The organism is Pedobacter nutrimenti, assembly GCF_003208655.1.
In the GTDB taxonomy this organism is placed as follows: Bacteria; Bacteroidota; Bacteroidia; order Sphingobacteriales; family Sphingobacteriaceae; genus Pedobacter; species Pedobacter nutrimenti.
Window position 1 is genome coordinate 306,554 of record NZ_QKLU01000002.1, and the last position, 24,395, is coordinate 330,948.

Genomic DNA, 24,395 nt, shown 5'->3' on the forward strand with positions numbered 1-24,395 from the left:
AAAGCTTTTAAGTATCTAAATTGATGGCTTTCATTTTATTGTACAATGTCTTACGATCAATGTTTAACATTTTAGCCGCTTTGGTTTTGTTAAAATTAACCTCACGGAGTACCTTCAAAATGGTATCGTATTCTGCTTCGAGAGCAGCATTTTTCAGGTCCTTAGGCTTTTCCGAACGGTTAAAGGACTGTTCCATTGCCGAGGCTTTGGCATAAGTTGAATTTTCCAACGGGAGTGCCTTCAGCTGAATCTCCTGCCCTTCTGTCAGTAAAGTTGCCCTTCTGACCACATTTTTCAGCTCTCTGACATTTCCTGGCCAGTTATAAGTCAAGAAACAATCTTCTACTTCGGCAGAAAAACCGGTTACATTTTTATGAAGTTCCTTGTTTGCAATTTCCAAAAAGGTCCTGGCAAAAACCAAAATGTCTTTTTCCCGCTGATTCAGTGGTGGCAAATGAATGGAAAACTCATTAAAACGATGATAAAGATCCTCTCTGAATTTACCATTTTGCATGGCCGTATTGAGATTTTCGTTTGTTGCAACAATGATTCTCACATCCAGTTCCATTTCTTTTGTACTTCCGATCCTTTTGATTTTTCTTTCCTGAACCGTACGCAAAAGCGCTGCCTGAATTTCATACGAAAGATTTCCAACCTCATCCAAAAAAAGGGTTCCGCCGTTGGCCATTTCAAAATGACCAATTTTAGTATACAATGCTCCTGTAAAAGAGCCTTTTTCATGACCAAAAAACTCACTGCCCGCAAGCTCCTTGGTAAGCGAACCACAATCCATAGCCACAAAAGGCTGATCTTTTCTTGGGCTGTTCAAATGGATGGCCAATGCAACGGATTCTTTTCCTGTCCCGCTTTCACCTGTTAGGATCACGCTGTAAGAAGTAGGGGCCACCAGCAGAATCTGTTTCATCAGTTCCCTGGACGCACTGCTTTGTCCAATGATAAAACTGCCATCAGAAACCAGGGTCTGCTTAATGGTTTTTTCCTTTACATCTTCTACCTCCGGATGACTTGGCCGGCTTTCGTTCAAAGCATATTGCGTTTCAATCGCTTTATTGATCGTGTTTAGAATTTCATCAGGATATAGCGGTTTGGTAATGTAGTCATAAGCACCTAACTTAATCAGCTCAACGGCAAGCTTAATATCGGAATAACCAGTGATAATGATCACACCTGTTTTGGGGTAACTTTCTTTTATTTTGATCAGCATCTCCCGGCCATCTGTATCGTCAAGCCTGTAATCACACAAAACCAGGTCATAACTTTCCTTTGACAGGCGCTCCATCGCCGAATTTCCAGTGGTAGAGGTACTCACACTAAAGCCATTCCGGCTTAAAAACTTAGAGAGCAATAAGCCGATATTTACTTCATCATCTATAATTAGAATTTTTCTCATAGTAGGTCAAAAGGGATGTATTTTTATTTCAACACCTGCTAAAATTCATTTAGAAATCAAACAGGCTTTAAATATATAAAAATATTTTTGTTGGGCAATATTTTCTACACTTTTAACCTGAATTTTCTTTAACAACACATACAAGATAATTCATTTAACCCAAAGGTTCTATTTTCCACCAAAAACAGGTTTTCTTTTCTCTAAAAAAGCAGAAACCCCCTCTTTAAAATCAGACGTATTGAAGCAATTGCCAAATTCACGGATTTCTGTTTCAAACCCAGATTTTCCGGTCCCTGAAGCATTGACTGCCTTTATCGCAGCCGCCAAGGCCAAAGGAGCCCTTTGTTTAATTTTTTCAAGCATTTCAAGGGATTTAGGAATCAGTTCCTGCGGCTCGACGACATGATTCACCAGTCCGATGGCCAATGCCCGCTCCGCACTGATCATATCGGCTGTCATGATCATCTCCAGGGCAATCCCTTTTCCGACAAGCCCGGCAAGACGTTGTGTGCCCCCATAACCCGGGATCAGTCCCAGGGTCACCTCAGGAAGCCCCAGCCGGGCATTTGCAGAAGCAATGCGGATGTGGCAGGCCATGGCCAGTTCCAGTCCCCCGCCCAGGGCAAAACCATTAATAGCGGCAACAACTGGTTTAGGACAATTTTCAATGGCATTAAACACCGTATTTTGACCGTTTGCAGCAAGTTCTTCGCCCTGCACCCCATTAAAATCCGAGAATTCTGAAATGTCGGCACCCGCGACAAACGCTTTTTCTCCGGCACCGGTCAGCAATACAGCCTTAACTTCATCGCGCTCTGCTGCAAAAGCGATAACCTCGGCAAGTTCAGCCAAAGTCGCTTTATTCAGCGCGTTTAATTTTTGTTCCCTATTGATGGTCACCTTCAGGGTTTGACCCTGAAGCTCTGATAAAATATTCTGATAGGTCATAATTTAAAAATTTCTATGTTCTGTTACCCAGTTCTGTATATAACTTACAATGGTTGCCATGGTTGTCCCCGGCGCAAAAAGTGTTCCTACACCTTTTTCTTTCAATTGCAGCATATCTTTTTCAGGAATAATGCCTCCTCCGGTAAGTAAAACGTTGTTGAGTCCTTTTTCTTTCATGACATCCATAATTTTTGGAAAAACAGTCATGTGAGCTCCCGACAATATAGAAATACCAATAGCGTCCACATCCTCCTGCAGCGCGGTGTTCACGACCATTTCAGGTGTCTGTCTCAGGCCAGTATAGATCACTTCCATGCCGGCATCCCTTAAGGAGGTTGCAATCACTTTTGCGCCTCTGTCATGACCATCAAGCCCAACTTTAGCAACCAAAACACGTATTGGTCTCTTTAGTGTATTACTCATAAATTAACGAATTGTAGGGAGTAAAAGTAATTAAATTAGCTGTTTTTATGTTAACTTTGAAATCTAAATTTACAGTTTTTATGAGTGAGGAAAGATCATTGAACTTTATTGAAGAGATCATTGAAAACGATTTAAACAGTGGAAAATACAAAACTTTAGTGACCCGTTTTCCACCGGAACCCAACGGCTATCTGCATATTGGGCACGCCAAAGCCATCTGCCTGAATTTTGGACTGACCCAGAAATATGGAGGTTATACCAATTTAAGATTTGACGACACCAATCCGGTTACAGAAAAAACCGAATATGTGAACAGTCAGCAGGAAGATATCAAATGGCTGGGTTTTCAATGGAAAAATGAACTCTATACTTCAGATTACTTTGATACCCTTTATGATTTTGCTGTTAAACTTATTGAAAAAGACCTGGCTTATGTAGACCACAGTACTGCGGACGAAATTGCAGCAATGAAAGGAACACCGACAGAGCCTGGAAAAAATAACAGTTACCGTTCACGCAGCATCCAGGAAAACCTGGACCTGTTCATGCGCATGAAAAACGGAGAGTTTGCAGACGGAGTTTGTACACTAAGGGCTAAAATTGATATGGCCCACACCAATATGCTCATGCGCGACCCGATTATTTATCGCATCAAACATGCGCATCACCACCGTACAGGTGATAAATGGTGCATTTATCCAATGTACGACTTTGCCCACGGACAAAGCGACAGTATTGAAGAAATCACCCATTCCATCTGTACACTGGAATATGTATCACACCGCGAGTTGTACGATTGGTTTATTGAAAAACTGGAAATTTTCCCTTCCCATCAATATGAGTTTGCCCGTTTGAACCTCAATTATACGGTGATGAGTAAGAGAAAACTCCTGCAACTGGTAAACCAGGGTGTAGTCAGTGGCTGGGACGATCCCCGCATGCCCACCATTAGCGGCTTAAGGCGCAGGGGCTATACGCCTGAAAGCATCCGTGAGTTCTGTGATCGGATTGGGATTGCAAAAAGGGACAACCTGATTGAACTCAGTTTGCTGGAATTTTGCGTGCGGGAGCACCTCAACAAAACCGCCAACCGGGTAATGGCTGTTTTAGATCCCATCAAAATGGTCATTAGCAATTACCCTGAAGGTCAGAGTGAAACCTTGTACGGAGAAAATAATCCTGAAGCAGAAGACAAAGGCGGAAGCAGGGAAATTCCTTTCAGCAAAACCCTTTGGATAGAGCGGGAGGACTTCATGGAAGTTCCTGCAAAAAAATGGTTCAGACTTGCTCCGGGTGCCATGGTTAGGCTTAAACACGCTTACATTGTTAAATGTGAGGATTTTGTGAAAGATGTCGAAGGGAACGTGACTGAAATTCATTGCAGTTATATCCCTGAGTCCAAAAGCGGCGAAGATGTGAGCGGGATTAATGTCAAAGGAACCATTCACTGGGTAAGTGCGGCCCATGCAAAAACTGCAGAGATCAGAATGTATGACCGCCTCTTCAGTGTAGAATCACCGGACGCAGAAGAAGGTGATTTCAAAGATTACCTCAATCCGGGCAGTATGGAAGTGATTAAAAATGCCTATATAGAACCTTATCTTGCCAGCGCAGACCTTTCTTCAAGATACCAGTTTATCCGTAAGGGATACTATTGTCTGGACAAGGACTCCACGGCCCAGCACCTGATCTTTAACAGGACCGTTGGCCTAAAAGATGCCTGGGCAAAAGGAAACAAATAAAAAAAGCCCTCCGGAAAATTCCGGAGGGCTTTTTTTATTATAAATACTTCGCGTAAACGTTATACAAAATCAGCTTGTCCGCCGGCGTGAGTTTAGGACTGATGTCCGTCTGAACAAAATGTCTTTTAAAAGCAGTTATTGCTGCCCCAAGGTCGCTTGTATCATAGCCAATCAGTTTGAGGGCAAGTTCGCCGTTAAAATCTGCGGGTGGCAACATTAACACATCGTCATACCAATAGCCAAAGCCTTTTTCGGCCAGCTTTTTCCAGGGAAACTTATTGGGATCCGGCTTCCTTTTGGGTGCAATATCTGCATGTCCAATGAAATTTGCCCTTGGAATATTGTATTTCTTTTTCAAGGTCGCCAATAATGCACACAAACTATTGATTTGCGCATCAGAGAAAGCTTCATCGCCGTTATTGTCCAATTCAATCCCTATGGAAGAAGAATTCAGATCCGTATCCTTACCCCAGCGCGCTACACCTGCGTGGTTGGCCCGAAGGTAATCATTAACCATTTGAACCACTTTTCCGTCCCTGCTCACCACATAATGTGCACTTACCTGCGTTCTGGTGAGGGTAAAAGTTTTAATTGTTTCATCCAGAGAATGCTGGGCGGTATGGTGAATAATTACAAAATTTGGTTTGCGGATCCCAAAATTAACAGTCCCGATAAAACTTTGCAGGTCTTCATTTAAAGAGTCTATTTTCTGGTTAAGCGGCGGAAAAGCTTCTATGGTTTGGGCAAAAGATTTCGCCTGTTGCTTGTAAACCTTGTTGGTACTTGCATATTTACTGGAAGAACAGGCACTCAGGGCTATAGCCGTAAGTCCATACAATAAGGACCTGACCGAAAAATTTTGAACTGACATTTTTTATGTTTTAGTAAACTGTGAAATTAACCAATATTTATTTGTGCCCTGTATTTTTTTACTAATTTAGTTGCGTCCTTATTGTGCCCGAATCTATTCGGCCCTAAGATCAGTTAAACAATTATTCATTGAAACTGCAGAAAACCCGGACGTTTCCCTGCAGGATCATAAAAAGACAACAGCTCAGATGAAGAACATCAAAAAGGCAGCTCATCTACTCATTGGCTGCGCAATGGCTGCAGGCATCAGCTCCTGTACCGGAAGCAATACCAATAGCGGCAACACTTCAACGGCCAAGACCAATACCTCCCCCGACAGTCTGCAGGACTATGTGAATCATCGCATTAATATTTACGAAACCGTAAAGTTAACCACAAATTTAAATGAGCTCAGCGTAAATGAGCGAAAAATACTTCCTTTGTTGATCCAGGCCGCACAGATCATGGATGAGTTGTTCTGGAAACAGACCTATCCGGAAAGGGATAGCCTGCTCAACACCATCCGGGATGAAAAAACCAAATCTTTTGTAAGGATCAATTACGGCCCCTGGGACCGGTTAAATGGCGATAAACCTTTTGTTGCGGGTATAGGCCCAAAACCGGAAGGAGCAACATTTTACCCTGCCGGAATGACAAAGGAAAGCATAGAGAAAGCAGACCTGAAAGATAAATTTAATGCCTATTCGGTGATCCGGAAAGATGCCTCCGGAAAACTCAATGTTGTGCCTTATCATGTATTATTTGCGACCGAACTTCAACAGGCCTCCAGTTTATTGAAACAGGCCGCATTGCTTGCAGACGACCCTGGATTAAAGAAATACCTGAACCTTCGCTCTGAAGCCCTGGTAACTGACAATTATACCGCCAGTGATTACGCCTGGCTGGACATGAAAAACAATGGACTGGACATCATTATTGGTCCGATTGAAAATTACGAGGATAAGATGTTCAATGCCAGAACATCTTATGAATCTTACGTTCTGGTAAAAGATAAGGTCTGGAGCAAGCGCCTGGCTAAATATGTTAGCCTGTTACCTGAACTTCAGAAAGGGCTCCCTGTAGCAGAAAAGTACAAGAAGGAAGCGCCTGGTACAGACAGCGAACTGAATGCCTATGATGTGGTGTATTATGCAGGAGACTGTAATGCCGGATCAAAAACCATTGCGGTGAATCTTCCAAATGACGAAATCATCCAGCAAAAAAAAGGAACCCGCCGTTCGCAGTTAAAAAATGCAATGAAGGCAAAATTTGATAAGATCCTGTTGCCAATAGCAAAAGAACTCATTGACAAAGACCAACAACAATACATTAAGTTTGACGCTTTCTTTTCGAACGTTATGTTCCATGAAGTTGCCCATGGTTTGGGGATTAAAAAAACCATTTCGGGAAAAGGTTTTGTAAAAGAAGCCCTGAAAGAACAATATTCCTGGCTGGAAGAAGGCAAAGCCGACATTCTGGGTCTTTACATGGTAACCGGGCTGCTTAAAAAAGGAGAACTGACCGGGGACATCAAAGACTTCTACACCACTTTTATGGCCGGTATTCTTCGTTCCGTCCGTTTTGGTGCTTCCAGTGCACATGGAAAGGCAAATATGCAGTGCTTTAATTATTTCAAAGAAAAGGGCGCTTTCATCAGAACCTCTGAAGGAACTTACAAAGTAGATTTTGACAAATTTGCAACAGCCATGAACGGGTTGAGTAACCTGATCATCACCCTTCAAGGTAATGGAGATTATAATGCGGTTGCCAAGGTCCAAAAAGAAAAAGCCCTTATACCTGCAGAATTACAATCCGACCTGGACAAATTAAGTAAAAAAGGAATTCCTGTTGATATTCTGTTTGAACAAGGTGCCGATGTTCTGGGCGTAAAATAACACAAAAAAGCAAACGCAGCAAAGCCCTGGTCTTCAAAAAGATCAGGGCTTTTTACTTTAAACACTCAGCAGGTACAGTCCCCGGAAAATATTTTTCCTGTAACTTTTCTTTTCTTCTGTCGTCTTATCTTCAGAAACAACAGTATTCCGGTTTCATTCTAAATCACCTTATCGAAAAAATCAGGAAAGTGTATTTATATGCTCACGGGAATCCTTTTGTCAAAAAACACCAACAAACATGAAAACACTTTACACGACACTTATTCTCTTTTTCTTCTTTTGTGGGGCCATTAAAGCGCAAGAGCAGAACATAGCGGGGAACATCAGCGGGACCATTAAAGACCAGCAACAAAAAAGCATGGACTATGTAACTGTCGCTTTGTTCCGCCAGGCCGATTCTGCATTGGTTAAAACCGCCTTAACCAATGAACAGGGCAAATTTCAGTTTAGTCAGCTTAAAGCCGGAAATTATTATCTGAAAGCCAATATGATGGGCTATGATATGCTTAGAACCAAGGCCTTAACGATTGACGAAAACCACCAGCAAATCAGCCTGAACAACCTGCAATTGGTATCTCAGAGCAAATCCCTGCAGGAAGTCAGTATCGTAAAAGCAAAACCTCTTCTGGAAAGAAAGCTTGACAAAACCGTAATGAATGTAGAGAGCAGCAGCATTATGACCGGATCAACGGCTTTAGAAGTTCTTCAGAAAGCCCCGGGGGTCAGTGTAGACCAGAATGACAAAATATCTATGCAGGGAAAACAGGGCGTATTGATTCAGATTGATGGAAAACAAACTTATATGAGTATGACCGATGTCACCAATATGCTCAGGAGTATGCCCAGTTCACAAATCGAAACCATTGAGCTGATCACCAATCCATCGGCTAAATATGATGCATCCGGTAATTCAGGGATCATTAACATCAAAACCAAAAAACAGAAAAACGGAGGGACCAATGGCAGCCTGAACCTGGGGGCCGGACAAGGACGTTATTTCAGGGGAAATGCGGGCCTTAACCTCAACCACCGGACCGAACACTTCAACGTATATGGAAACTACAACTACAGCAGCTCAAAACGCTTCCAGGAAACCACCATTAACCGCATATCTTCCAGCCAGGGAACTGATACTTATTTTGCACAAACCGGAAACTCGATCAACAACAATAAGAACAACAACTTTAAGGCCGGCATTGACTACTTTATAGATAAAAAGAACACTATTGGCCTACTTTTTACCGGCTATGTCAACAACGGCATCCAAACCTTTGAAAACAAAACCAATATAGGGTCTTCTTTTGTTAAACCCGATTCTTCGCTGTTTTCCGACAATTCCTTTAAAAACCATTATCAGAACCTGGCCTATAACTTAAATTACAAATCCATTTTGGATACTTCCGGTCAGGAGATTACTGTCGATCTGGACTATTCCAAATACAAAGGCGACCAGGATGCCAATTATATAAACCGGCATTTGCTTCCCAATGGTATGGAACTGCGGCCAACGACTTTTATGAAAAATCAATCTCCTTCAAATATAGATGTCAAAGCCTTTAAAACAGATTACACCCTGCCCCTGAGCAAAACGTTAAAACTAGAGGCCGGGCTCAAGAGCAGTTGGGTAAAAACAGACAATAATTTCATTTATCAGGATGAATTTAACGGAAAAGGAAGCAACCGCTTTGTTTATAAGGAAGATGTATATGCGGGTTATGTAAATTTGGGCAAAACGTTTAAACATACCAGTGTACAGGTTGGCCTTAGGGCAGAACAAACCCGTTCAGAGGGAAACTCTGTAGATAAAAACAAAATCAGCAAAAGGACCTATTTAGACTTTTTTCCAACCATTTTTATCAACCAGACCCTTTCCGAAAAACACAGCATTGGCATTTCCTATGGCCGACGTATCGACCGTCCGGAATACGATGCACTTAACCCTTTTATTTTTTACCTGGATCAATACACTTACAATCAAGGAAATGAATTTCTGAGACCACAGTATACTGACAATTACGAAATGAACTATACTTTCCTTCAAAAGTATTCTCTAAGTCTGAATTACAGCTATGTGAAAGACGCCATCATTCAGGCCATTCTTCCTGACAACAGCAAAAAATCCTTGTACCAAACCAACATCAACGTTAAAAAGAACACCAGTTTTAGCGCAAACCTGAATATACCTGTAGAAATTGCCAAATGGTGGCAAACCAACAACAACCTGAATGTTTTTCATCTGAATTTTCAGCAGCCCGATTTAAATGGGCAGGACCTGAACACCGGAAAAACTTCTTTCCAGTTTAAATCCCAGCATTCATTCATCATCAGAAAGGATTTGAGCGCAGAAATGAGCGCCAGTTACGAATCTCCTCTGGATTATGGAACACTCAGCCTCAAATCACGTTATGGATTGGATATTGGCTTCAGTAAATCTTTCATGAACAAAAAGGTAAATCTTAAAATGGCTTTAAGCGATGTATTTAATACGCAGATCACCAAACTAAGCAGTGCCTATCCTGGTTTGATCTATAACCTGGACCAAAAGAACGAAACCAGGGCAGCCAGGGTTACTTTGACTTACCGTTTTGGAAAAAACGAAATTAAACCAGCCAGAAGACGCTCTACCGGGGTAGAAGCTGAGGCGGGCAGAATGAAAAATTAAACGTGTTTGCTGACGATCTTTTCCAGCTCTTCTATATCAAAAGGCTTGGATAAATACCCATCCGCTCCAGCCTGTTCCGCCAATGACTTTACATCGTTGTTGGCGGAAAAATAGATGACCGGAATATGTTTTAAACCCTCATGACTTTTCAGTTTTCTGGTCGCATCAATGCCGCCAACATCCGGGAGCCAGTTGTCCATAAAAATAAGATCCGGGGTATAAGCACTCACCTGCTCTACAATATCATTAGAGGTGGAAGAGGTTTTTATCTCATAACCGGCATCTTCCAGGATTATGGTACACAATTCCAGAATCTCGATGTTGTCATCAAAAATAAACACTTTTTTAGGGGTAGCCATGTGACGATGTTTTGTTAGGACAGCAAATTTATGAATTCCGGCATATCTTCTATACTTAAAATACGGTCTATTTTTACATGCAGTTTTGCCTGCTGGGGCATAAAAGCAACCTGGGCACTTTCCGGATCCTGGATGACAGCCATCCCCCCCCAGCTCTTGGCGGTTTTAAGCCCGTTTACCCCATCGGCGTTGGAACCCGACAACAGCAAACAAACCAGTTTGTTCTGGTACACTTCAGCGGCTGTCTGAAAAGTTGCATCAATCGCCGGCCGGGAGTAATTCACTTTTTCGGAATAATCCAGGGAAAACGTTTTGTTCATTTCTATAAGCAAATGGTAATCTGAAGGGGCAATATAAATGATCCCCGGCAAAATGGCTTCTTTCTCCTCTGCTTCTTTCACCTGCAGCTGGGTTTTACCCGACAGCAGCTCGGGCAGTAGAGAATCTGAACCGTTTTTACGGTGAATGACAATGATGACCGGAAATTTAACATCTGGGCTGATCAAAGGCAAGACCCGGAGCAATACATCCAGGCTCCCCGCAGACCCACCAATAATTAATGCCTCACAGTTTTTCATCAGTTTTCAGTATTTAAACAGAATAGCAATTATTCATTTAACTTATTTTTCTCCAGATTTTCTCGTTTTGCAGGCGCTTATACTTTCTGGCAATCTTTGAAAAATCTATCGTCTCTTTTGTTCCCAGGGCCAGATAACCCAGTTCATCGAGGCTTTCGTCAAAAAGTTCCAGGACTTTATGCTGCAGGTCCCTGTCAAAGTAAATCAAAACATTTCTGCATAAAATGAGCTGAAACTCATTAAAGGAGTGATCTGAAACCAGGTTATGTGTAGAAAATATAATTTTATGCTTCAACTCTTCATTAAACTTTGCCAGGGAATATTTAGCTGTATAATAGCTGGAAAAATCATTCTTCCCACCAGATAAAATATAATTTTCTGAATATTGTTTCATATAGTTTAAAGAAAACATGCCTTGTGCAGCTTTTTCCAGTACCGCGGGGTTCAGGTCCGTTGCATAAATAAGGGATTTGTCCAACAGATTGAGTTCCTTTAAAAGAATAGAAATAGAATAAGCTTCTTCTCCTGTCGAACAACCTGCTAACCAAATACGGATAAAAGGATAAGTACCCAATCTTGGCAGGACTGTTTCCCTAAGTGCGGTGAAAAAACCAGGGTCCCTGAACATTTCGGTCACATTCACCGTAATCTGCTCTACAAAACGTTTAAAATATAAACTATCCCTGCTGATTTTATACCTGAACTCTGCAAAACCCGGAATTTTATCCAGAGAATACAAGCGGTTTATTCTTCTTTTTAAAGACGCTTTGGAGTAACCGGTAAAATCATAACCGTAATTCTCCAGAAGATCTGACAGTAAAAGCTCTACCTGCTCATCGTTGATCAAAGGCAATTCCAATAGTTCTATTTTATATGCTGCGAAAGCAGTTCTGTTAAAATTTCTACATTGATTGGTTTGGAAACATAACCCACCGCACCTGCATCCAGACAACGCTCCCGGTCGCCCATCATAGCCTGTGCGGTCACAGCAATCACGGGAAGATGCCGGAGTTCCGGATTTTGTTTCATTTTAGCGATGGCCTGATAACCATCCATGCCCGGCATCATCATGTCCATCAACACCACCCCTATTTCCCCATTTGCTGCCAGTATTTCCAAACCTTCTTCCGCACCGGCGGCCGACAAACAATCATAACCGCGGGCCTTTAATACCGCCCTTAATGCAAAAATATTTCGATTATCATCATCTACAATTAATATCTTTTTCTGATCACCCATAGGTCCAGTCTTTAATTCTTTAAACTTTATTATACAGCCAAACCCGCAGCAGGGAAATGAGCTGGTCAATATCAACCGGTTTGGAAATGTAGTCCGAGGCACCGGCCGCAATGCATTTTTCTCGATCACCCATCATTGCTTTTGCCGTTACGGCCAAAATTGGCAAATTCTTATAGGCTGGTATTTTCCGGATCTCTTTCGTGCTTTCATAACCATCCATTTCAGGCATCATCATATCCATCAGCACCAGATCCACCAGTGGGTTCTCTTTCAATACCTGCAGGGCTTCTTTTCCATCCGTTGCCGCCAGCACCTTCATTTTGTGCTGTTCGAGTGCTTTGGTCAGCGAAAAGATGTTCCGAACATCATCGTCCGCAATCAGAACTGTCTTATGGCTCAGCACATCGTACAAGCCGCCCAGTTTTTCTGCGGCCGGTTTTTTCTGGTCCACTTCCTTTGCCTCCACAAGATGCAAAAACAACCCCGCTTCGTCGAGGATCCGTTGGTAAGAATGTGCTGTTTTAACCACAATGGAATCTGCATATTGCTTGATCCGGTTTTCTTCCCCTTTGGAAAGATTTTTACCGGTAAAAATAATAATGGGAAGGTTCTCCAGGCCCTCTGTCTTTTTAATGGTCTCCAGGGTCTGGTAAGCGTTTTTATCCGGCACCCCCATGTCCAGGATCACACAGTCTACTTCCTGTTTCTTCAAGGCTCCAATACCCTGATCTACATTGTCTGCAACCTCGGTCTGGATCTGGTAATTACTTAGAAAATAACTCAGGGCTTCGGCGTGCTGCCTGTTCTCTTCCACGATGAGCACTTTTTTAGGATGTTTGCTCAGGGCATGTTCCAGTTTCTGAAAAATCTTCTGCATATGCTCCAGAGCAACGGGCTTATTGATAAAATCAACAGCACCCTTCAACAGGCTTTCCTTTTTGACTTCCATAGAAGACATGATGTGCACAGGGATAGGTCTGGTCAACGGATTGGCCTTAAGTTCTTCCATCACCTGCCAGCCATCTTTAACCGGTAGCTGTATGTCCAACAGGATCGCCAGCGGGCGGTAATGGTTGGCCATTTCAATACCGGCATCTCCGCGAACGGCCACAATGCCTTTATAATTTCTTTTACGGGTAAAGGACAATAATGTTTTGGCAAATGCTGTATCGTCCTCTATGATCAGGATAACCCTGTCTCCTGGTAAAATATGATCCCGGTCATCTTCCACTTCCTGTGGGATCTGTAAAACAGTAAATCTTTCCGGAAGTGCTTCAGGAATGGTTTCCACATACAAAGGGGCCGAAGCAGCCTGCTCTTTTTCGGTTTTAATTTTCTCCTGCTGGTTCAGCGGCAAGATGAGCGTAAACTCACTGCCTACATTTTCCTTACTGGTCAGCTCAATTTCACCACCCAGCAATTTGGCCAGCTCCCGGCTGATCGATAAACCAAGACCCGTTCCACCAAATTTTCTCCTGGTAGACCCATCCGCCTGTTGGAAAGCCTCAAAAATGAGGTGCTGTTTATCAGAGGCAATACCAATACCGGTATCTGAAACCTTAAAATAAACCGCTTTGTCCTTTTCGCCTTTGTATATCGTTAAAGTAACCTTACCTTGTCCGGTAAATTTAATCGCATTGGAAAGCAGGTTTTTAAGAATTTGCTCCAGCCTCATTTTATCGGTATGAAGAGGTTCCAGCCCTTCCTCAACTTCTATAAGAAGTTCCAGGTTTTTATTTTTTGCGATCGGGTTAAACAAGGAGCGCATATCGGTTCCAATTTCCTTCATGCTCACGTCTGTGAACTCCAGTTTCATTTTACCTGCTTCTATCTTGGAAAGGTCCAGGATCTCATCAATTAAACCTAAAAGTCCCTGGCCTGAACTCTGGATCACTTCTGCGTATTCGATGTACTCTTTATCCAGTTCTTTATTTTCGGACATCAGTTTAGACAACAGCAGAATAGAGTTTAAAGGTGTCCGCAGCTCATGGGACATATTGGCCAAAAACTCTGACTTATATTTGGTACTGAGCTCCAACTGACGGGCTTTCTGTTGAATTTCCAGATTTCTTTCCTGGATGAGCTGATTTCTTTCCTCCAGTAAACTGGTTCTTTCTTCCAGTTCCTGGTTACTTTGCAGCAATTCTTCCTGCTGCACTCGGAGTTCTTCCTCAGAAGTTTGAACTTTTTGCGTCTGGGCTTCCAGCTCGGCATTCAAGCCTTCCAGTTCACTGTGCTGGGCCTGTAATTCTTCTGCCTGGGCCTGGGTCTCCTCCAGGAATTCCTGCAAACGTTTTCTGTTCTGCGCCACGTGGATGGCAATTCCGATATTGGAGGAACTACTGCTGAAATAATCCAGTTGCTGCGGGGTATAGGTTTGTAGGGAGCCCAATTCCATTACGCCAACCAGCACCGCATCTCTGATGATTGGAATGGCAATAATATTTTTGGGTTTGACACTCCCGGTAGCATAACTGATGCTCAGTTCGTTGTCGGGTATGTCACTCAGCAGGATCTGTTTTTCGGACAAAGCAGCCTGACCGGCAATGCCAGCCCCCAGGGCGAGCACCTCCGTCCGTTGGTTTTTCTCCAGTGCATAACCCGCTGTTAAAACCAGGTCCTTGTTTTCCAGAAGGTACAGTGCACCAACCAAACTCCCTGTTCTTTCTATAGAATAATGCAACACATCCAGGGCCAATTCCTTTACCCCTTTCTCTCCAACCATTTTCTCATTTAAGCCGGCAATACTGCTTTGCAGCCATTCCTTATCGGCCAAAAGAGAAAAGGAATATTGCAGGGACTCGGCCATGGTGTTCAGATAGCCGGTTAAACTGCCCAGGCCATCTTTCTGTTCCTGGTTTAACCTTACCTGATAATTTCCATTGGAAATCTGACTGGCCACCTCCTGAATCACTTCGATTCGTGCAGCGATTTCATCATTTTTATGCTGCAATTCCTGTTGCAATCTGGTTCTGACATTAAAATCAGAAGAAACTTTCCGGTAAAAAATAAAGGTAATCAACACGGCCAGGAAAGCGGCCAAAAGAATAAGCATTGGGGTATAGGCCGCCAATTTATTCAAATCTGCCGTCCTTTCTTCCAATAGCCTTTTTTCTTCCACTTTCATCACCTTGATCAGGGACCGGGCATTGTCCATCTGTTCCTTTCCTTTCAGTAGTTCTGCCACACTCACATTGCCACCCCGGCCCTTTATACTGATGGTCTGCTCCAGGATCCCCATACGGCGCTCCACAATATCTTTTAAGCTTTTGACATTTTTTTGCTGAAAAGCATTGTCCTTGGTTTGTGCCGCAACTTCGTTCAACAAATCGACCGCAGTGGTTTTTGCCCCTGTATAAGGTTCCAGAAAAACCCTGTCACCTGTTAATAAATACCCCCTTTGTCCTGTTTCTGCATCCTTAAGGGTGGAAATAATATTGTCCAAATTAGCAATCACTTCATTGCTGTGTGTCACCAGTTCTGAATTTTTAATCAGGTTTTTAATGCTGGTGTAAGAGGCCAGAGAGCTGATAAAAAGGATCAGCAATGAAAGCCCCAGACCAATACGAAGGTTATTTTTTAAAGTTTTTTGCATGATCATTTTGTATTAATTTTCCGCAGGAGCACTTAAGGGGATTTCAAAAAAGAATTCTGAGCCTTCTCCTGGCGTACTTTTTACCCCAACCTCTCCTCCATGCCGCCTGATGATTTCTGCAGAAATGTATAAGCCTATCCCCAGGCCCTGGAATTGGATTGCAGTTTGTTCTACCCGGAAAAACTTATCGAAAACACTTTCCTGTTCTTTGGGATCAATACCAATTCCATAATCCCTTACACCAAGATAAAGCTTGTTGCCCTCAACATGAAGTTTGATCCTGATCTCATTGGTTCCAGGGGAATACTTAATCGCGTTGGTCAAAAAATTAATGATGACCTGTTCGATCCGCATTTCGTCACCATAAATCTCGATGTCTGCCGAACCAATGGTCAGGATTTTAAATTCCGGATTGGACTGGTGGATGATTTCAATGACACTGTCCAGCAACTCCTCCATCCTGAAATTTTTCTTATTAAACTTCAGTTTACCACTTTCTATTTTAGAAATATCGAGCAGGTCGGCTATCAGTTCATTCAATTTATCCAGTTGTGTTTGCGCTTTCTGTAAATGTTTTTTCACTGTCGGGATATCACCCTTGTCAATACTCCTTTCCAGCAGCTGTACATACCCTTTTACACTGGTGAGTGGTGTTTTGAGTTCATGACTGGCAATACTGATGAACTCGTCCTTTTTGTTTTCTGCTTTTTTTCTGAATTCAATCTCATCCAGTAGGGCTTTCTGGATTTCAATCAGTTTACGGCTCTGTTCATAAATCCTGTAAAAAGTTTTAACCTTGAGCAGTAAGATGTCCATATCCACGGGCTTGGTAATGTAGTCCAGGCCTCCTGATGAATATCCTTTTGTAATAAAGCGGAGTTCGGTATTTGCTGCTGATAAAAAGATGATGGCCGTTTCCCTGGCTTTACTGTAACCCGAAATGGCCTCCGCAACCTCAAAGCCGTCCATTCCTGGCATTTGAACATCCAGAATAATCAGGACATATTCGTTTTTTAAAACTTTTTTTAGGGCCTCTTCCCCGGATGACGCCGTGTCTACTTCAAAATTATGTGTTTCAAGGACTCTTTTTAGAGAAATTAGGTTCTCTGGTGTATCATCTACTATTAGGATCATTATTTAAAGTAAGTAAGACATTTCAGGGCTTCCGGGCACAAGGTATGTCAATTATAAGTTTTTAAGATAGACAAGTTATAAGAATATTTTGTTTTTAAGAAATGGTTTAATTTTATAAAGCCGTGTCTTTAAACAATTTCCTTTACAAAAAATTATTAAAGACACGGCTTTTTAAAGTCAGGATTACAGTTGTCCTGCCTTAAATGTATCTCCCTGGTTAATATCCCCGGTATCAAAACCTTTTTTGAACCAATACATCCGCTGGGCAGAAGTACCATGGGTAAAGGCATCGGGAACAACCCTGCCCTGGGCCTGTTGTTGCAATTTATCATCACCAATCGCATTGGCTGCATTCATGGCTTCTTCCAGATCACCTTCCTCCAGTTTAAAATCTTTCAGGTTCTGGGCATGATGTGCCCACAGTCCCGCCAGAAAATCGGCTTGAAGTTCCAGTTTCACAGAAAGCTTATTGTATTCTTTTTCGCTTAGCCGGCTCCTGTAGCGCTCTATTTTTTCAGAGATGCCTAAAAGATTTTGCACATGATGCCCAACCTCATGGGCAATTACATAAGCCTGGGCAAAATCACCGGCCGCTCCAAACCGGTTTTTTAACTCATTATAAAAAGAAAGATCTATATAGACTTTATGGTCCCCGGGACAGTAAAAAGGTCCGACCGCAGCACTGGCATTGCCGCAAGCCGACTCCACCACATCGGTAAACAGCACAAGAGGTGGTTTTTCATAAGTCTTGTTCATTGCAGCAAACTGCTGTTCCCATACCTGGTTGGTCGATTCCAGCACACCATCCACAAATTTCCCTTCGGCATCTGTCGGACTGCCCTTTTTAACCTCCTGTTGTGGTCCTGCACCAGCAGGCAACTGGCTGACCAGGCCGGTCAAATCTTTACCGAAAAGAAGTCCTACAACGATGATCACCAGACCAATCCCGCCACCCAGGACAGGACCTCCCCGCATTCCCCTTCGGTCTTCTATATTGCCACTACCTTTACCGAACCATTGCATAAGCTATTTTTTAGTTAAAAGCCTCTAATGCCTTATTTATTCTTTGTATGGTTTCCTCTGTTCCCAGCAAAACCGCGATATCAAAAACCCCTGGCCCAAATTTACCTCCGACCAGCATAATGCGCAAAGGCAGCATCAGTTCACCGGCCTTAAGCCCCTGAACGGCGACAAGCTCTTTAAACCGGGCCTCCAGTTCCATAGCATCCAGATTTTCTGCCACAATGGTTGTAAATGCCTTAAAAAAAGAGGTCTTATCTGCATTCCACTTCGGCTTTACCGCATCCAGATCGTAACTTTCCGGTGTCTGGAAAAAAAAGCTGCTCTGGGAAATAAAATCCGTTAATAAATTGCACCGGTCTTTAACCAATGCAATCACTTTATGAAGATAAGCATCTTCCTTTAAATCTACACCTTTCTGTGCAAATTCAGCCTTCACAAAGGAAGCAATTTCTGAAGGTTCTGATTTTTTTATCCATTCGTGGTTGTACCATTTTGCTTTTTCAAAATCAAATTTGGCCCCCGCCTTACTGATCCTTTCCACTGAAAATTTTTCTATCAGGTCCTGCATGGAAAAAAGTTCCTGATCTGTACCGTCATTCCATCCCAGCATGGCCAAAAGGTTTACAAAAGCTTCGGGAAGGAAACCCAGCTCTTTGAATCCCCTGGTGAGGTCACCTGTTTTAGGATCCGTCCAGTTTTGAGCATAAACAGGGAAACCCAAACGGTCCCCGTCACGTTTACTCAGTTTCCCGTTTCCATCAGGTTTGAGGATCAATGGCAAATGCACCCAGTGAGGCATTTCATCTTCCCAGCCCAGGTAGCGCCATAATAAAATATGAATCGGTGCTGAAGGAAGCCATTCTTCTCCCCTAAACACGTGACTGATTTCCATTGCTTTGTCATCGGCAACCACGGCCAGGTGATACGTTGGCATTCCGTCTGCTTTGAGCAGGACTTTATCGTCCACAAGATTGGTATCAAAACTAACATGTCCACGGATCAGGTCCATAAAAGACACTTGCTCATTTTCGGGGATAAGAATACGTACCACATGTGGCACGCCCTTTTCCAGAAGGCTTTGGACTTCCAGAGCGGGTAAGGTCAATGAATTGCGCATCTGCATTCTTGTCGCCTGTCCATATAAAAAATTAGGAAACTCCTTTCTTTTGGCATCCAGTTCTTCCGGAGTATCGAAAGCATAATAAGCATACCCATCTTCGATCAGTTGGTCTGCATATTGTTTGTAACTTGCTTTTCGTTCACTCTGGCGGTAAGGTCCGTAGTCTCCGCCCTTTTGAGGGCTTTCGTCCGGAGACATTCCGCACCACTCCAGACAGGAAACAATATATTCTTCTGCGCCCGGGACAAACCTGGTCTGATCGGTGTCCTCTACCCTCAGGATAAAAGTACCCTGGTGCTGTTTCGCAAATAAATAGTTAAACAATGCTGTACGCACTCCGCCCAAATGCAGCCCTCCTGTTGGGCTCGGGGCAAACCTTACTCTAACTTTCTTTTCCATAATCTATCTGCAAAGATATATTTTTTACACTGTTACCGTTCTATTGATGCGTTATTGGATGCTATTTTGTAATTTGCCAACACCCATATGAACCCATACGAGAAAAAGCGCCGCTGGAAATTATTTTTACTGGTTTTTGCCGTTGTAATCGGCGGGGCCTCTGTTTTTTACACAGATTTTTTTGTCAAAAAAATGGAACGTGAAGAAAGGGTTCAGTTCGAACTATGGGTCAAAGGAACTGAAAAATCATACCAGATGTTTGATGACCGGCTGTTTATGGAAATGACGCGGCTCATTAACATCAGCAGCTCGGTTCCGGTCATCCTAACGGACACCACCGGCACAAAAATAGAGACTTATTTGCGTCTGGACAGTAGCAAAACCAATTATCAGAATGCCGCAACAAAAACGGTAACTTATGATCCGGGTTATTTTCAGCGGGAACTCAACCGGATGAAAAAGCAGCATCCCCCGCTTCCCATTACCTATATGGAAAAAAAGATGCTGGTTTATTACAAGGATTCCTTTACCCTCACCCAACTTCGTTATTTCCCCTACATACAGCTTGCTGTGATCGCCCTGTTCCTTTTGACCGCTTATGTGGCTTTCAGTTCTGCCAGAAAGGCCGAACAGGACCAGGTATGGGTGGGTATGGCCAAGGAAACCGCCCACCAATTAGGTACTCCGATCTCCTCGCTTATGGCCTGGGTAGAACTCATCAAGTCCAGGTTTGAAGCCGAAAATGATCCTTTAATTGCGGAAATGGAAAATGACATCAAAAGACTGGAGGTCATTACCGACCGCTTTTCCAAAATCGGGTCTAAACCCATCCTGGAAGATCATGTCGTTTTTGTGGTGATCAGCAATTTCATTGATTATTTTAAACTCCGTACTTCCGACAAAATCATTTTTAGTATTACCGGTGACGAGCAGGTCCGCGCTATGCTCAATGTGCCCTTATTTGACTGGGTCATTGAAAATCTATTGAAAAATGCCGCCAATGCCATTGCAAATGAAGGAAGCATCACGGTGAACATTATTGAAAACCTGGCCAAGGAAGAGGTTTTCATTGATGTAACCGACACTGGAAAAGGGATTCCAAGATCAAAATTTGATGCGGTATTCCAGCCGGGTTTCACCACCAGAAAACGTGGCTGGGGGCTGGGCCTTTCTCTGACCCGGCGTATTGTTGAAAATTACCATAGCGGCCAAATCTTTGTAAAAGAATCAGAAATTGACAAAGGGACCACTTTTAGAATCATTTTAAAAAGCAGCATAACTTATGAACCGACCACAAGCACAAGAATATCATGATGGAGTAGCTGGCTATATCGCGCTGGTAGAACAGGGCGAGGTCTTGGAAGTACTGGAAAAACAAAACACTGACTTTCCGGATTTTCTGGCCAGCCTGAATGCAAAAGCAGACTACGCCTATGCTCCCGGGAAATGGACCATAAAAGAAATGACAGGTCATATTATTGACACCGAAAGGATCATGACCTATCGCTTGCTTTCCTTTGCCCGAGCAGAACAGCAGGGACAACCTGGATTTGAAGAAAATGACTATGTCAGCAATGCCCATTTTAAGGACAGAAGCCTGGAAAGCCTCTCTGAAGAATTCTATACGCTGAGAAAAGCCAATATGTTTCTTTTTCGCTCTTTAAGCGAAAAAGAATTAGAGCGAAGGGGAACTGCTTCGAACAGGGAAATCAGTGTCCTTGCCCTGCTGTATACCATAGCGGGACACCTTATTCATCACACCAGGATCATTAAAGAAAGATATTTATAATGTGGCATTCAACATTTACGACAGCACAATTAAACGATATGCCCAAAAACCATATCGGGGCTTTACTGGACATTCAGTTTACGGAGGTCGGGGAAGATTTTATGAAGGCCACTATGCCTGTTGATCAGCGGACCCACCAGCCCTTCGGCATTCTGCACGGCGGGGCATCAGTGGTTCTGGCCGAAAGTCTGGGCAGCATGGCCTCTTTTATGTGCATAGATTCCGAAAAATATATGGCTGTTGGCCTTGAGGTCAATGCCAACCATTTAAGACCAGTCAAAAGTGGTCTGGTAACAGGAGTTTGTAAACCTTTACACCTGGGCTCCAAAACCCATGTATGGGAAATTAAAATTTATACCGATAAAGGGAAAATGAGTTGTATCAGCCGTTTAACTGTGGCCATTATACCAAAACCGCAATAACGCTTATTTCAGCTCTGCCCGGATACGGCTCAGGGTGACCTGGGTAACCCCCAGATAAGATGCGATATAGCCCAGCTGTATTCTTCTGAGCAGAACAGGATCTTCTTCCATCAGCTCTGCATACCGCTCTGCTGCAGGTTTAAACAACCTGTTGATGAAACGTTCTTCCGTACGGATCAGCTCCAGCTCGGCCAGTTTGCGGCCCCAATTGGCCAGTTCAATATGCTCCAAAAACAAGCCTTCCAGCACGTCAGTACGGATTTCATAAAGAACGCAGTCCTCGAGCAAAACAATATTTTCATAGCCCGGGGCCTTATTGATATAACTGTTGTAGGAAAAAATAAGATCCCCTTCTTGGCCAAACCAAAAAGTAATCTGGTTTTCTTTACCATCACAATAGGCCCTGGCAATTCCTTTTTCTATAAAATATAGGGATTTTTCAATCCGGTCAGAGCGGATCAACAGGTGATTTTTGGGCAAAACGATCCGCTTAAGCCCCGAAACCAGTAAATCAAGGGACTTTTCCTTTAAAGGGTAAATACTTTTTATCTTATGCAGGATATGATCCACAACAATATTTTTGTAAAGATAAAACAAGCTTTTGATCTTTTTTTACGCTGGACTGTAACCTGATTAAAAAACATGCCGTCATAGCATACAGAACCCAGGTTCATAATTAAACATTTTGTATAACATTTAAATTAAAATATCATGTCAGGAGAATTAATTCCAATTTCGCTGTTTGTTTGTACAACAGCTATGGTGTTCGGGATAAGATACATGTCCAACAAAGAAAAAATGGCAATGATCGAAAGAGGCATCGATCCGGGAATTGCAAAAAGCCGGCCTTCGGCACCTAGACCTTTTCTGAGCTTAAAGTTCGGTTTATTAATGGTAGGACTTGGACTTGGTTTACTTTTGGCCATGCTGACCAGCATGCTGGGCAAACTGGAAGATGAGCAGGCCGTAGCGGTATACTTTGGCTGTCTGAGTGTTTTTGGAGGTCTGGGATTGATTCTGTCTTATGTGATCGAGAAAAAATGGCTAGACAACCATCCGGAAGGATAAACCTTCCGGATCAAATCCACAACGGTCTGGTGACCCTTAAAGCGCAACCTGGTTTTGCGCTTTTTAACATATGTAAAAAATTTCTTTGCCCGTTCGGTGTATTTTTGCCCAAAATTTACATTTATGAACTGGATCATTCTCGTTATCGCCGGACTTTTTGAGGTCGGTTTTACCACCTGCTTAAAGTTGTCCAACAATTTCAGCAACTTAAAATGGAGCCTGGCTTTTGCCATATCTATTACCCTAAGTTTTTTCTTTCTCAATAAAGCCACCCAAACCCTCCCTATGGGTACTGCTTATGCCGTATGGACAGGTATTGGTGCAGTGGGAACCGTTTTGGTGGGGATATTTTACTTTAATGAACCTGCCAATTTCTGGCGCATTTTTTTTATTGTCACCTTAATCGCCTCTATATTAGGATTAAAATTCTTTGCCGGCTCAGCGCATTAAATTTTTAACTAATTTGCTGTAACCTGCTTTCTGTTGGAAGCGTCTTAAAGATATGCAGCAAACGCAAAGCGACTTAGATCTGATTACACAAATACTGGCGGGAAATACACAAGTATACTCCGAACTGGTTAAGCGCCACCAGCGCTTTGTGTTTACTTTGGCGCTTCGTTTTGCAAAAAACAGAGAAGATGCAGAAGAAATTGCCCAGGATACTTTTGTAAAAGCCTATAAGGCCCTGGGCACTTTTACTTACAGTTCTAAATTTACAACCTGGTTGTACACGATTACTTATACCACCTCCATGAGTTTTTTGAGAAAGAAAAAACTGGATACCATTTCCATTCATGAAGAGAACAGCCCTATACAGATTGAAAATCAAATTTCTGATTATAGTGCCAATACAGTGGAAAAAAAATCGGCCTATGCTTTTCTCTACCAGGCAATAGATCTTTTAATGCCCGATGATGCTGCCATCATTACGCTGTTTTATAAAGGAGAACAAAGCCTGGAAGAAATTGCACAGACACTGAATATGGAAAGCAACACCATAAAGGTGAAGTTGTTCAGGGCCAGAAACAGGCTAAAAGAAAAGTTAAATATTTTGTTAAAAGATGAAGTTAAGGAGTTGATATGAAAGCTATAGAACAAGAAATCTGGGACTATATTGATGGGACTAATGATGCTGCTGAGCAGGCTGAGACCGCATCCAAAATAGAAAATGATCCGGTTTACAAATCCGTGTATGTGGAGCTGCTGGAGATACAGCGACTGATGGGTTCTATGGATCTGGATGAACCTTCTATGTCCTTTACCAGAAACGTAATGGAACAGGTTGCCTTGGAACCGGCTCCGCTTACCTTAAAAACTAAAGTAAACAAAAATATCATCTATGGCATTTCTGTTTTCTTTATCCTCTCTATTGTGGCCCTGCTGGCGTATACCTTTGCCACTAGTGATTTCAGTTTTTCTGCAAGGGATTCCTCTGCATTCAAATTTAAAATGAACATTGACCTGCAGCAGTACATTACCCCTACTTCCATACATATTTTTCTATTCATAGATGTGGTGCTTGGACTGATTTATCTAGACAGTTTTCTCAGAAGAAAAAAAGTGTAATTCTTTCCTGCAAAAATCTTTGCCAAAACCGGATCTGGGTGTTTCCGGTTTTGAGCCTTTTAACCAGATGAGTCCGGTATGAATCCGTAATGATTCCCTATTTTTATAAAAATATCCGCTCTCATCAGGGACAATTTTCTTGATCATAATGGATTCGATTTCCACGTCCCTGC

23 protein-coding genes are annotated in these 24,395 nt (G+C 42.7%); 10 read left to right on the top strand and 13 right to left on the bottom strand.

Annotation, left to right across the window (positions count from 1 at the left end; all coding sequences use genetic code 11):
- Positions 1 to 7: 7 nt before the first annotated feature.
- The 3 genes from B0O44_RS06065 to B0O44_RS06075 form a co-directional block, all read right to left on the bottom strand.
- A complete protein-coding gene (locus B0O44_RS06065) occupies positions 8 to 1,411 on the bottom strand; it encodes a sigma-54-dependent transcriptional regulator (RefSeq protein WP_110828175.1) in 1,404 nt (467 codons plus the stop codon).
- Between the two features lie 168 nt (positions 1,412 to 1,579).
- Complete coding sequence (locus B0O44_RS06070) at positions 1,580 to 2,359, bottom strand: enoyl-CoA hydratase/isomerase family protein (protein WP_110828177.1); 780 nt, start codon at positions 2,357 to 2,359, stop codon at positions 1,580 to 1,582.
- Between the two features lie 3 nt (positions 2,360 to 2,362).
- Entirely contained in the window at positions 2,363 to 2,782 is a 420-nt protein-coding gene (locus B0O44_RS06075; RefSeq protein ID WP_110828179.1) for a cobalamin B12-binding domain-containing protein, read from the bottom strand.
- An 80-nt stretch (positions 2,783 to 2,862) separates the two neighbouring features.
- On the opposite strand from B0O44_RS06075, the gene B0O44_RS06080 reads away from it, so the two are divergent.
- The gene (locus B0O44_RS06080; RefSeq protein ID WP_110829157.1) at positions 2,863 to 4,524 is read left to right on the top strand and encodes a glutamine--tRNA ligase/YqeY domain fusion protein; all 1,662 of its coding nucleotides are present in this window, start codon (positions 2,863 to 2,865) and stop codon (positions 4,522 to 4,524) included.
- A gap of 37 nt (positions 4,525 to 4,561) precedes the next feature.
- Here B0O44_RS06080 and B0O44_RS06085 read toward each other — a convergent pair whose 3' ends face one another.
- The gene (locus tag B0O44_RS06085; protein WP_110828181.1) at positions 4,562 to 5,395 is read right to left on the bottom strand and encodes an N-acetylmuramoyl-L-alanine amidase; all 834 of its coding nucleotides are present in this window, start codon (positions 5,393 to 5,395) and stop codon (positions 4,562 to 4,564) included.
- A gap of 187 nt (positions 5,396 to 5,582) precedes the next feature.
- Between B0O44_RS06085 and B0O44_RS06090 the strand changes: the two genes are divergently transcribed.
- Positions 5,583 to 7,268, top strand: a complete 1,686-nt coding sequence (locus B0O44_RS06090) for a dipeptidyl-peptidase 3 family protein (protein WP_110829158.1) — start codon at positions 5,583 to 5,585, stop codon at positions 7,266 to 7,268.
- A gap of 238 nt (positions 7,269 to 7,506) precedes the next feature.
- Entirely contained in the window at positions 7,507 to 9,930 is a 2,424-nt protein-coding gene (locus tag B0O44_RS06095) for an outer membrane beta-barrel family protein (RefSeq protein ID WP_110828183.1), read from the top strand.
- Here B0O44_RS06095 and B0O44_RS06100 read toward each other — a convergent pair.
- From B0O44_RS06100 to gltX, 8 genes are all read right to left on the bottom strand, one after another.
- Complete coding sequence (locus B0O44_RS06100) at positions 9,927 to 10,289, bottom strand: response regulator (RefSeq protein ID WP_110828185.1); 363 nt, start codon at positions 10,287 to 10,289, stop codon at positions 9,927 to 9,929. The genes B0O44_RS06095 and B0O44_RS06100 overlap by 4 nt on opposite strands.
- Positions 10,290 to 10,303: 14 nt before the next feature.
- Positions 10,304 to 10,867, bottom strand: a complete 564-nt coding sequence (locus tag B0O44_RS06105) for a chemotaxis protein CheB (protein WP_110828187.1) — start codon at positions 10,865 to 10,867, stop codon at positions 10,304 to 10,306.
- A 37-nt stretch (positions 10,868 to 10,904) separates the two neighbouring features.
- Positions 10,905 to 11,726 carry a CheR family methyltransferase gene (locus B0O44_RS06110; protein ID WP_110828190.1) on the bottom strand — a complete coding sequence of 274 codons (822 nt, stop codon included), beginning with the start codon at positions 11,724 to 11,726 and terminating at the stop codon, positions 10,905 to 10,907.
- Positions 11,727 to 11,731: 5 nt separating this feature from the next.
- Complete coding sequence (locus tag B0O44_RS06115) at positions 11,732 to 12,106, bottom strand: response regulator (RefSeq protein ID WP_110828192.1); 375 nt, start codon at positions 12,104 to 12,106, stop codon at positions 11,732 to 11,734.
- Between the two features lie 19 nt (positions 12,107 to 12,125).
- Positions 12,126 to 15,701: a response regulator gene (locus B0O44_RS06120; protein WP_110829160.1), complete on the bottom strand. Its 3,576-nt coding sequence runs from the start codon at positions 15,699 to 15,701 to the stop codon at positions 12,126 to 12,128.
- A 12-nt stretch (positions 15,702 to 15,713) separates the two neighbouring features.
- The gene (locus tag B0O44_RS06125; RefSeq protein WP_110828194.1) at positions 15,714 to 16,835 is read right to left on the bottom strand and encodes a hybrid sensor histidine kinase/response regulator; all 1,122 of its coding nucleotides are present in this window, start codon (positions 16,833 to 16,835) and stop codon (positions 15,714 to 15,716) included.
- Between the two features lie 183 nt (positions 16,836 to 17,018).
- Positions 17,019 to 17,858 carry a KPN_02809 family neutral zinc metallopeptidase gene (ypfJ, locus tag B0O44_RS06130; protein WP_110828197.1) on the bottom strand — a complete coding sequence of 280 codons (840 nt, stop codon included), beginning with the start codon at positions 17,856 to 17,858 and terminating at the stop codon, positions 17,019 to 17,021.
- A gap of 10 nt (positions 17,859 to 17,868) precedes the next feature.
- Positions 17,869 to 19,377, bottom strand: a complete 1,509-nt coding sequence (gene gltX, locus B0O44_RS06135; RefSeq protein WP_110828199.1) for a glutamate--tRNA ligase — start codon at positions 19,375 to 19,377, stop codon at positions 17,869 to 17,871.
- An 87-nt stretch (positions 19,378 to 19,464) separates the two neighbouring features.
- Here gltX and B0O44_RS06140 point away from each other — a divergent pair, with 87 nt between their 5' ends.
- From B0O44_RS06140 to B0O44_RS06150, 3 genes are read left to right on the top strand one after another with little or no spacing between them, the layout of a single operon-like run.
- A complete protein-coding gene (locus tag B0O44_RS06140; protein ID WP_110828201.1) occupies positions 19,465 to 20,691 on the top strand; it encodes a sensor histidine kinase in 1,227 nt (408 codons plus the stop codon).
- A complete protein-coding gene (locus B0O44_RS06145) occupies positions 20,660 to 21,166 on the top strand; it encodes a DinB family protein (protein ID WP_110828203.1) in 507 nt (168 codons plus the stop codon). The genes B0O44_RS06140 and B0O44_RS06145 overlap by 32 nt, the downstream gene beginning before the upstream one ends.
- A gap of 38 nt (positions 21,167 to 21,204) precedes the next feature.
- Positions 21,205 to 21,588, top strand: coding sequence for a hotdog fold thioesterase (locus B0O44_RS06150; protein ID WP_245943605.1), 384 nt, complete (start codon positions 21,205 to 21,207; stop codon positions 21,586 to 21,588).
- Between the two features lie 3 nt (positions 21,589 to 21,591).
- Here the strand turns inward: B0O44_RS06150 and B0O44_RS06155 are convergent, their stop codons facing one another.
- On the bottom strand, positions 21,592 to 22,158 hold the full coding sequence (locus B0O44_RS06155) for a Crp/Fnr family transcriptional regulator (protein WP_110829162.1): 567 nt from the start codon (positions 22,156 to 22,158) through the stop codon (positions 21,592 to 21,594).
- A 141-nt stretch (positions 22,159 to 22,299) separates the two neighbouring features.
- Here B0O44_RS06155 and B0O44_RS06160 point away from each other — a divergent pair, with 141 nt between their 5' ends.
- From B0O44_RS06160 to B0O44_RS06175, 4 genes are all read left to right on the top strand, one after another.
- A complete protein-coding gene (locus tag B0O44_RS06160; RefSeq protein WP_110828207.1) occupies positions 22,300 to 22,656 on the top strand; it encodes a DUF6249 domain-containing protein in 357 nt (118 codons plus the stop codon).
- A 123-nt stretch (positions 22,657 to 22,779) separates the two neighbouring features.
- On the top strand, positions 22,780 to 23,106 hold the full coding sequence (locus B0O44_RS06165) for a DMT family transporter (RefSeq protein ID WP_110828209.1): 327 nt from the start codon (positions 22,780 to 22,782) through the stop codon (positions 23,104 to 23,106).
- 52 nt (positions 23,107 to 23,158) lie between these two features.
- Positions 23,159 to 23,740, top strand: a complete 582-nt coding sequence (locus tag B0O44_RS06170) for an RNA polymerase sigma factor (RefSeq protein WP_110828211.1) — start codon at positions 23,159 to 23,161, stop codon at positions 23,738 to 23,740.
- Positions 23,737 to 24,222 (top strand): hypothetical protein, encoded by a 486-nt coding sequence (locus B0O44_RS06175; protein WP_110828213.1) that lies wholly within the window; start codon positions 23,737 to 23,739, stop codon positions 24,220 to 24,222. Before B0O44_RS06170 ends, B0O44_RS06175 begins: the two co-directional genes overlap by 4 nt.
- Positions 24,223 to 24,395: the final 173 nt, after the last annotated feature.

Bases quoted from the DNA above. Each gene is read 5' to 3' on its own strand.
- B0O44_RS06095 (WP_110828183.1), top strand. From the start codon at position 7,507: ATGAAAACACTTTACACGACACTTATTCTCTTTTTCTTCTTTTGTGGG.
- B0O44_RS06075 (WP_110828179.1), bottom strand. From the start codon at position 2,782: ATGAGTAATACACTAAAGAGACCAATACGTGTTTTGGTTGCTAAAGTT.
- B0O44_RS06085 (WP_110828181.1), bottom strand. From the start codon at position 5,395: ATGTCAGTTCAAAATTTTTCGGTCAGGTCCTTATTGTATGGACTTACG.
- B0O44_RS06160 (WP_110828207.1), top strand. From the start codon at position 22,300: ATGTCAGGAGAATTAATTCCAATTTCGCTGTTTGTTTGTACAACAGCT.
- B0O44_RS06100 (WP_110828185.1), bottom strand. From the start codon at position 10,289: ATGGCTACCCCTAAAAAAGTGTTTATTTTTGATGACAACATCGAGATT.
- B0O44_RS06150 (WP_245943605.1), top strand. From the start codon at position 21,205: ATGCCCAAAAACCATATCGGGGCTTTACTGGACATTCAGTTTACGGAG.
- B0O44_RS06065 (WP_110828175.1), bottom strand. From the start codon at position 1,411: ATGAGAAAAATTCTAATTATAGATGATGAAGTAAATATCGGCTTATTG.
- B0O44_RS06070 (WP_110828177.1), bottom strand. From the start codon at position 2,359: ATGACCTATCAGAATATTTTATCAGAGCTTCAGGGTCAAACCCTGAAG.
- B0O44_RS06165 (WP_110828209.1), top strand. From the start codon at position 22,780: ATGAACTGGATCATTCTCGTTATCGCCGGACTTTTTGAGGTCGGTTTT.
- B0O44_RS06175 (WP_110828213.1), top strand. From the start codon at position 23,737: ATGAAAGCTATAGAACAAGAAATCTGGGACTATATTGATGGGACTAAT.
- B0O44_RS06125 (WP_110828194.1), bottom strand. From the start codon at position 16,835: ATGATCCTAATAGTAGATGATACACCAGAGAACCTAATTTCTCTAAAA.
- ypfJ (WP_110828197.1), bottom strand. From the start codon at position 17,858: ATGCAATGGTTCGGTAAAGGTAGTGGCAATATAGAAGACCGAAGGGGA.
- gltX (WP_110828199.1), bottom strand. From the start codon at position 19,377: ATGGAAAAGAAAGTTAGAGTAAGGTTTGCCCCGAGCCCAACAGGAGGG.
- B0O44_RS06090 (WP_110829158.1), top strand. From the start codon at position 5,583: ATGAAGAACATCAAAAAGGCAGCTCATCTACTCATTGGCTGCGCAATG.
- B0O44_RS06080 (WP_110829157.1), top strand. From the start codon at position 2,863: ATGAGTGAGGAAAGATCATTGAACTTTATTGAAGAGATCATTGAAAAC.
- B0O44_RS06170 (WP_110828211.1), top strand. From the start codon at position 23,159: ATGCAGCAAACGCAAAGCGACTTAGATCTGATTACACAAATACTGGCG.
- B0O44_RS06120 (WP_110829160.1), bottom strand. From the start codon at position 15,701: ATGCAAAAAACTTTAAAAAATAACCTTCGTATTGGTCTGGGGCTTTCA.
- B0O44_RS06140 (WP_110828201.1), top strand. From the start codon at position 19,465: ATGAACCCATACGAGAAAAAGCGCCGCTGGAAATTATTTTTACTGGTT.
- B0O44_RS06145 (WP_110828203.1), top strand. From the start codon at position 20,660: ATGAACCGACCACAAGCACAAGAATATCATGATGGAGTAGCTGGCTAT.
- B0O44_RS06105 (WP_110828187.1), bottom strand. From the start codon at position 10,867: ATGAAAAACTGTGAGGCATTAATTATTGGTGGGTCTGCGGGGAGCCTG.
- B0O44_RS06115 (WP_110828192.1), bottom strand. From the start codon at position 12,106: ATGGGTGATCAGAAAAAGATATTAATTGTAGATGATGATAATCGAAAT.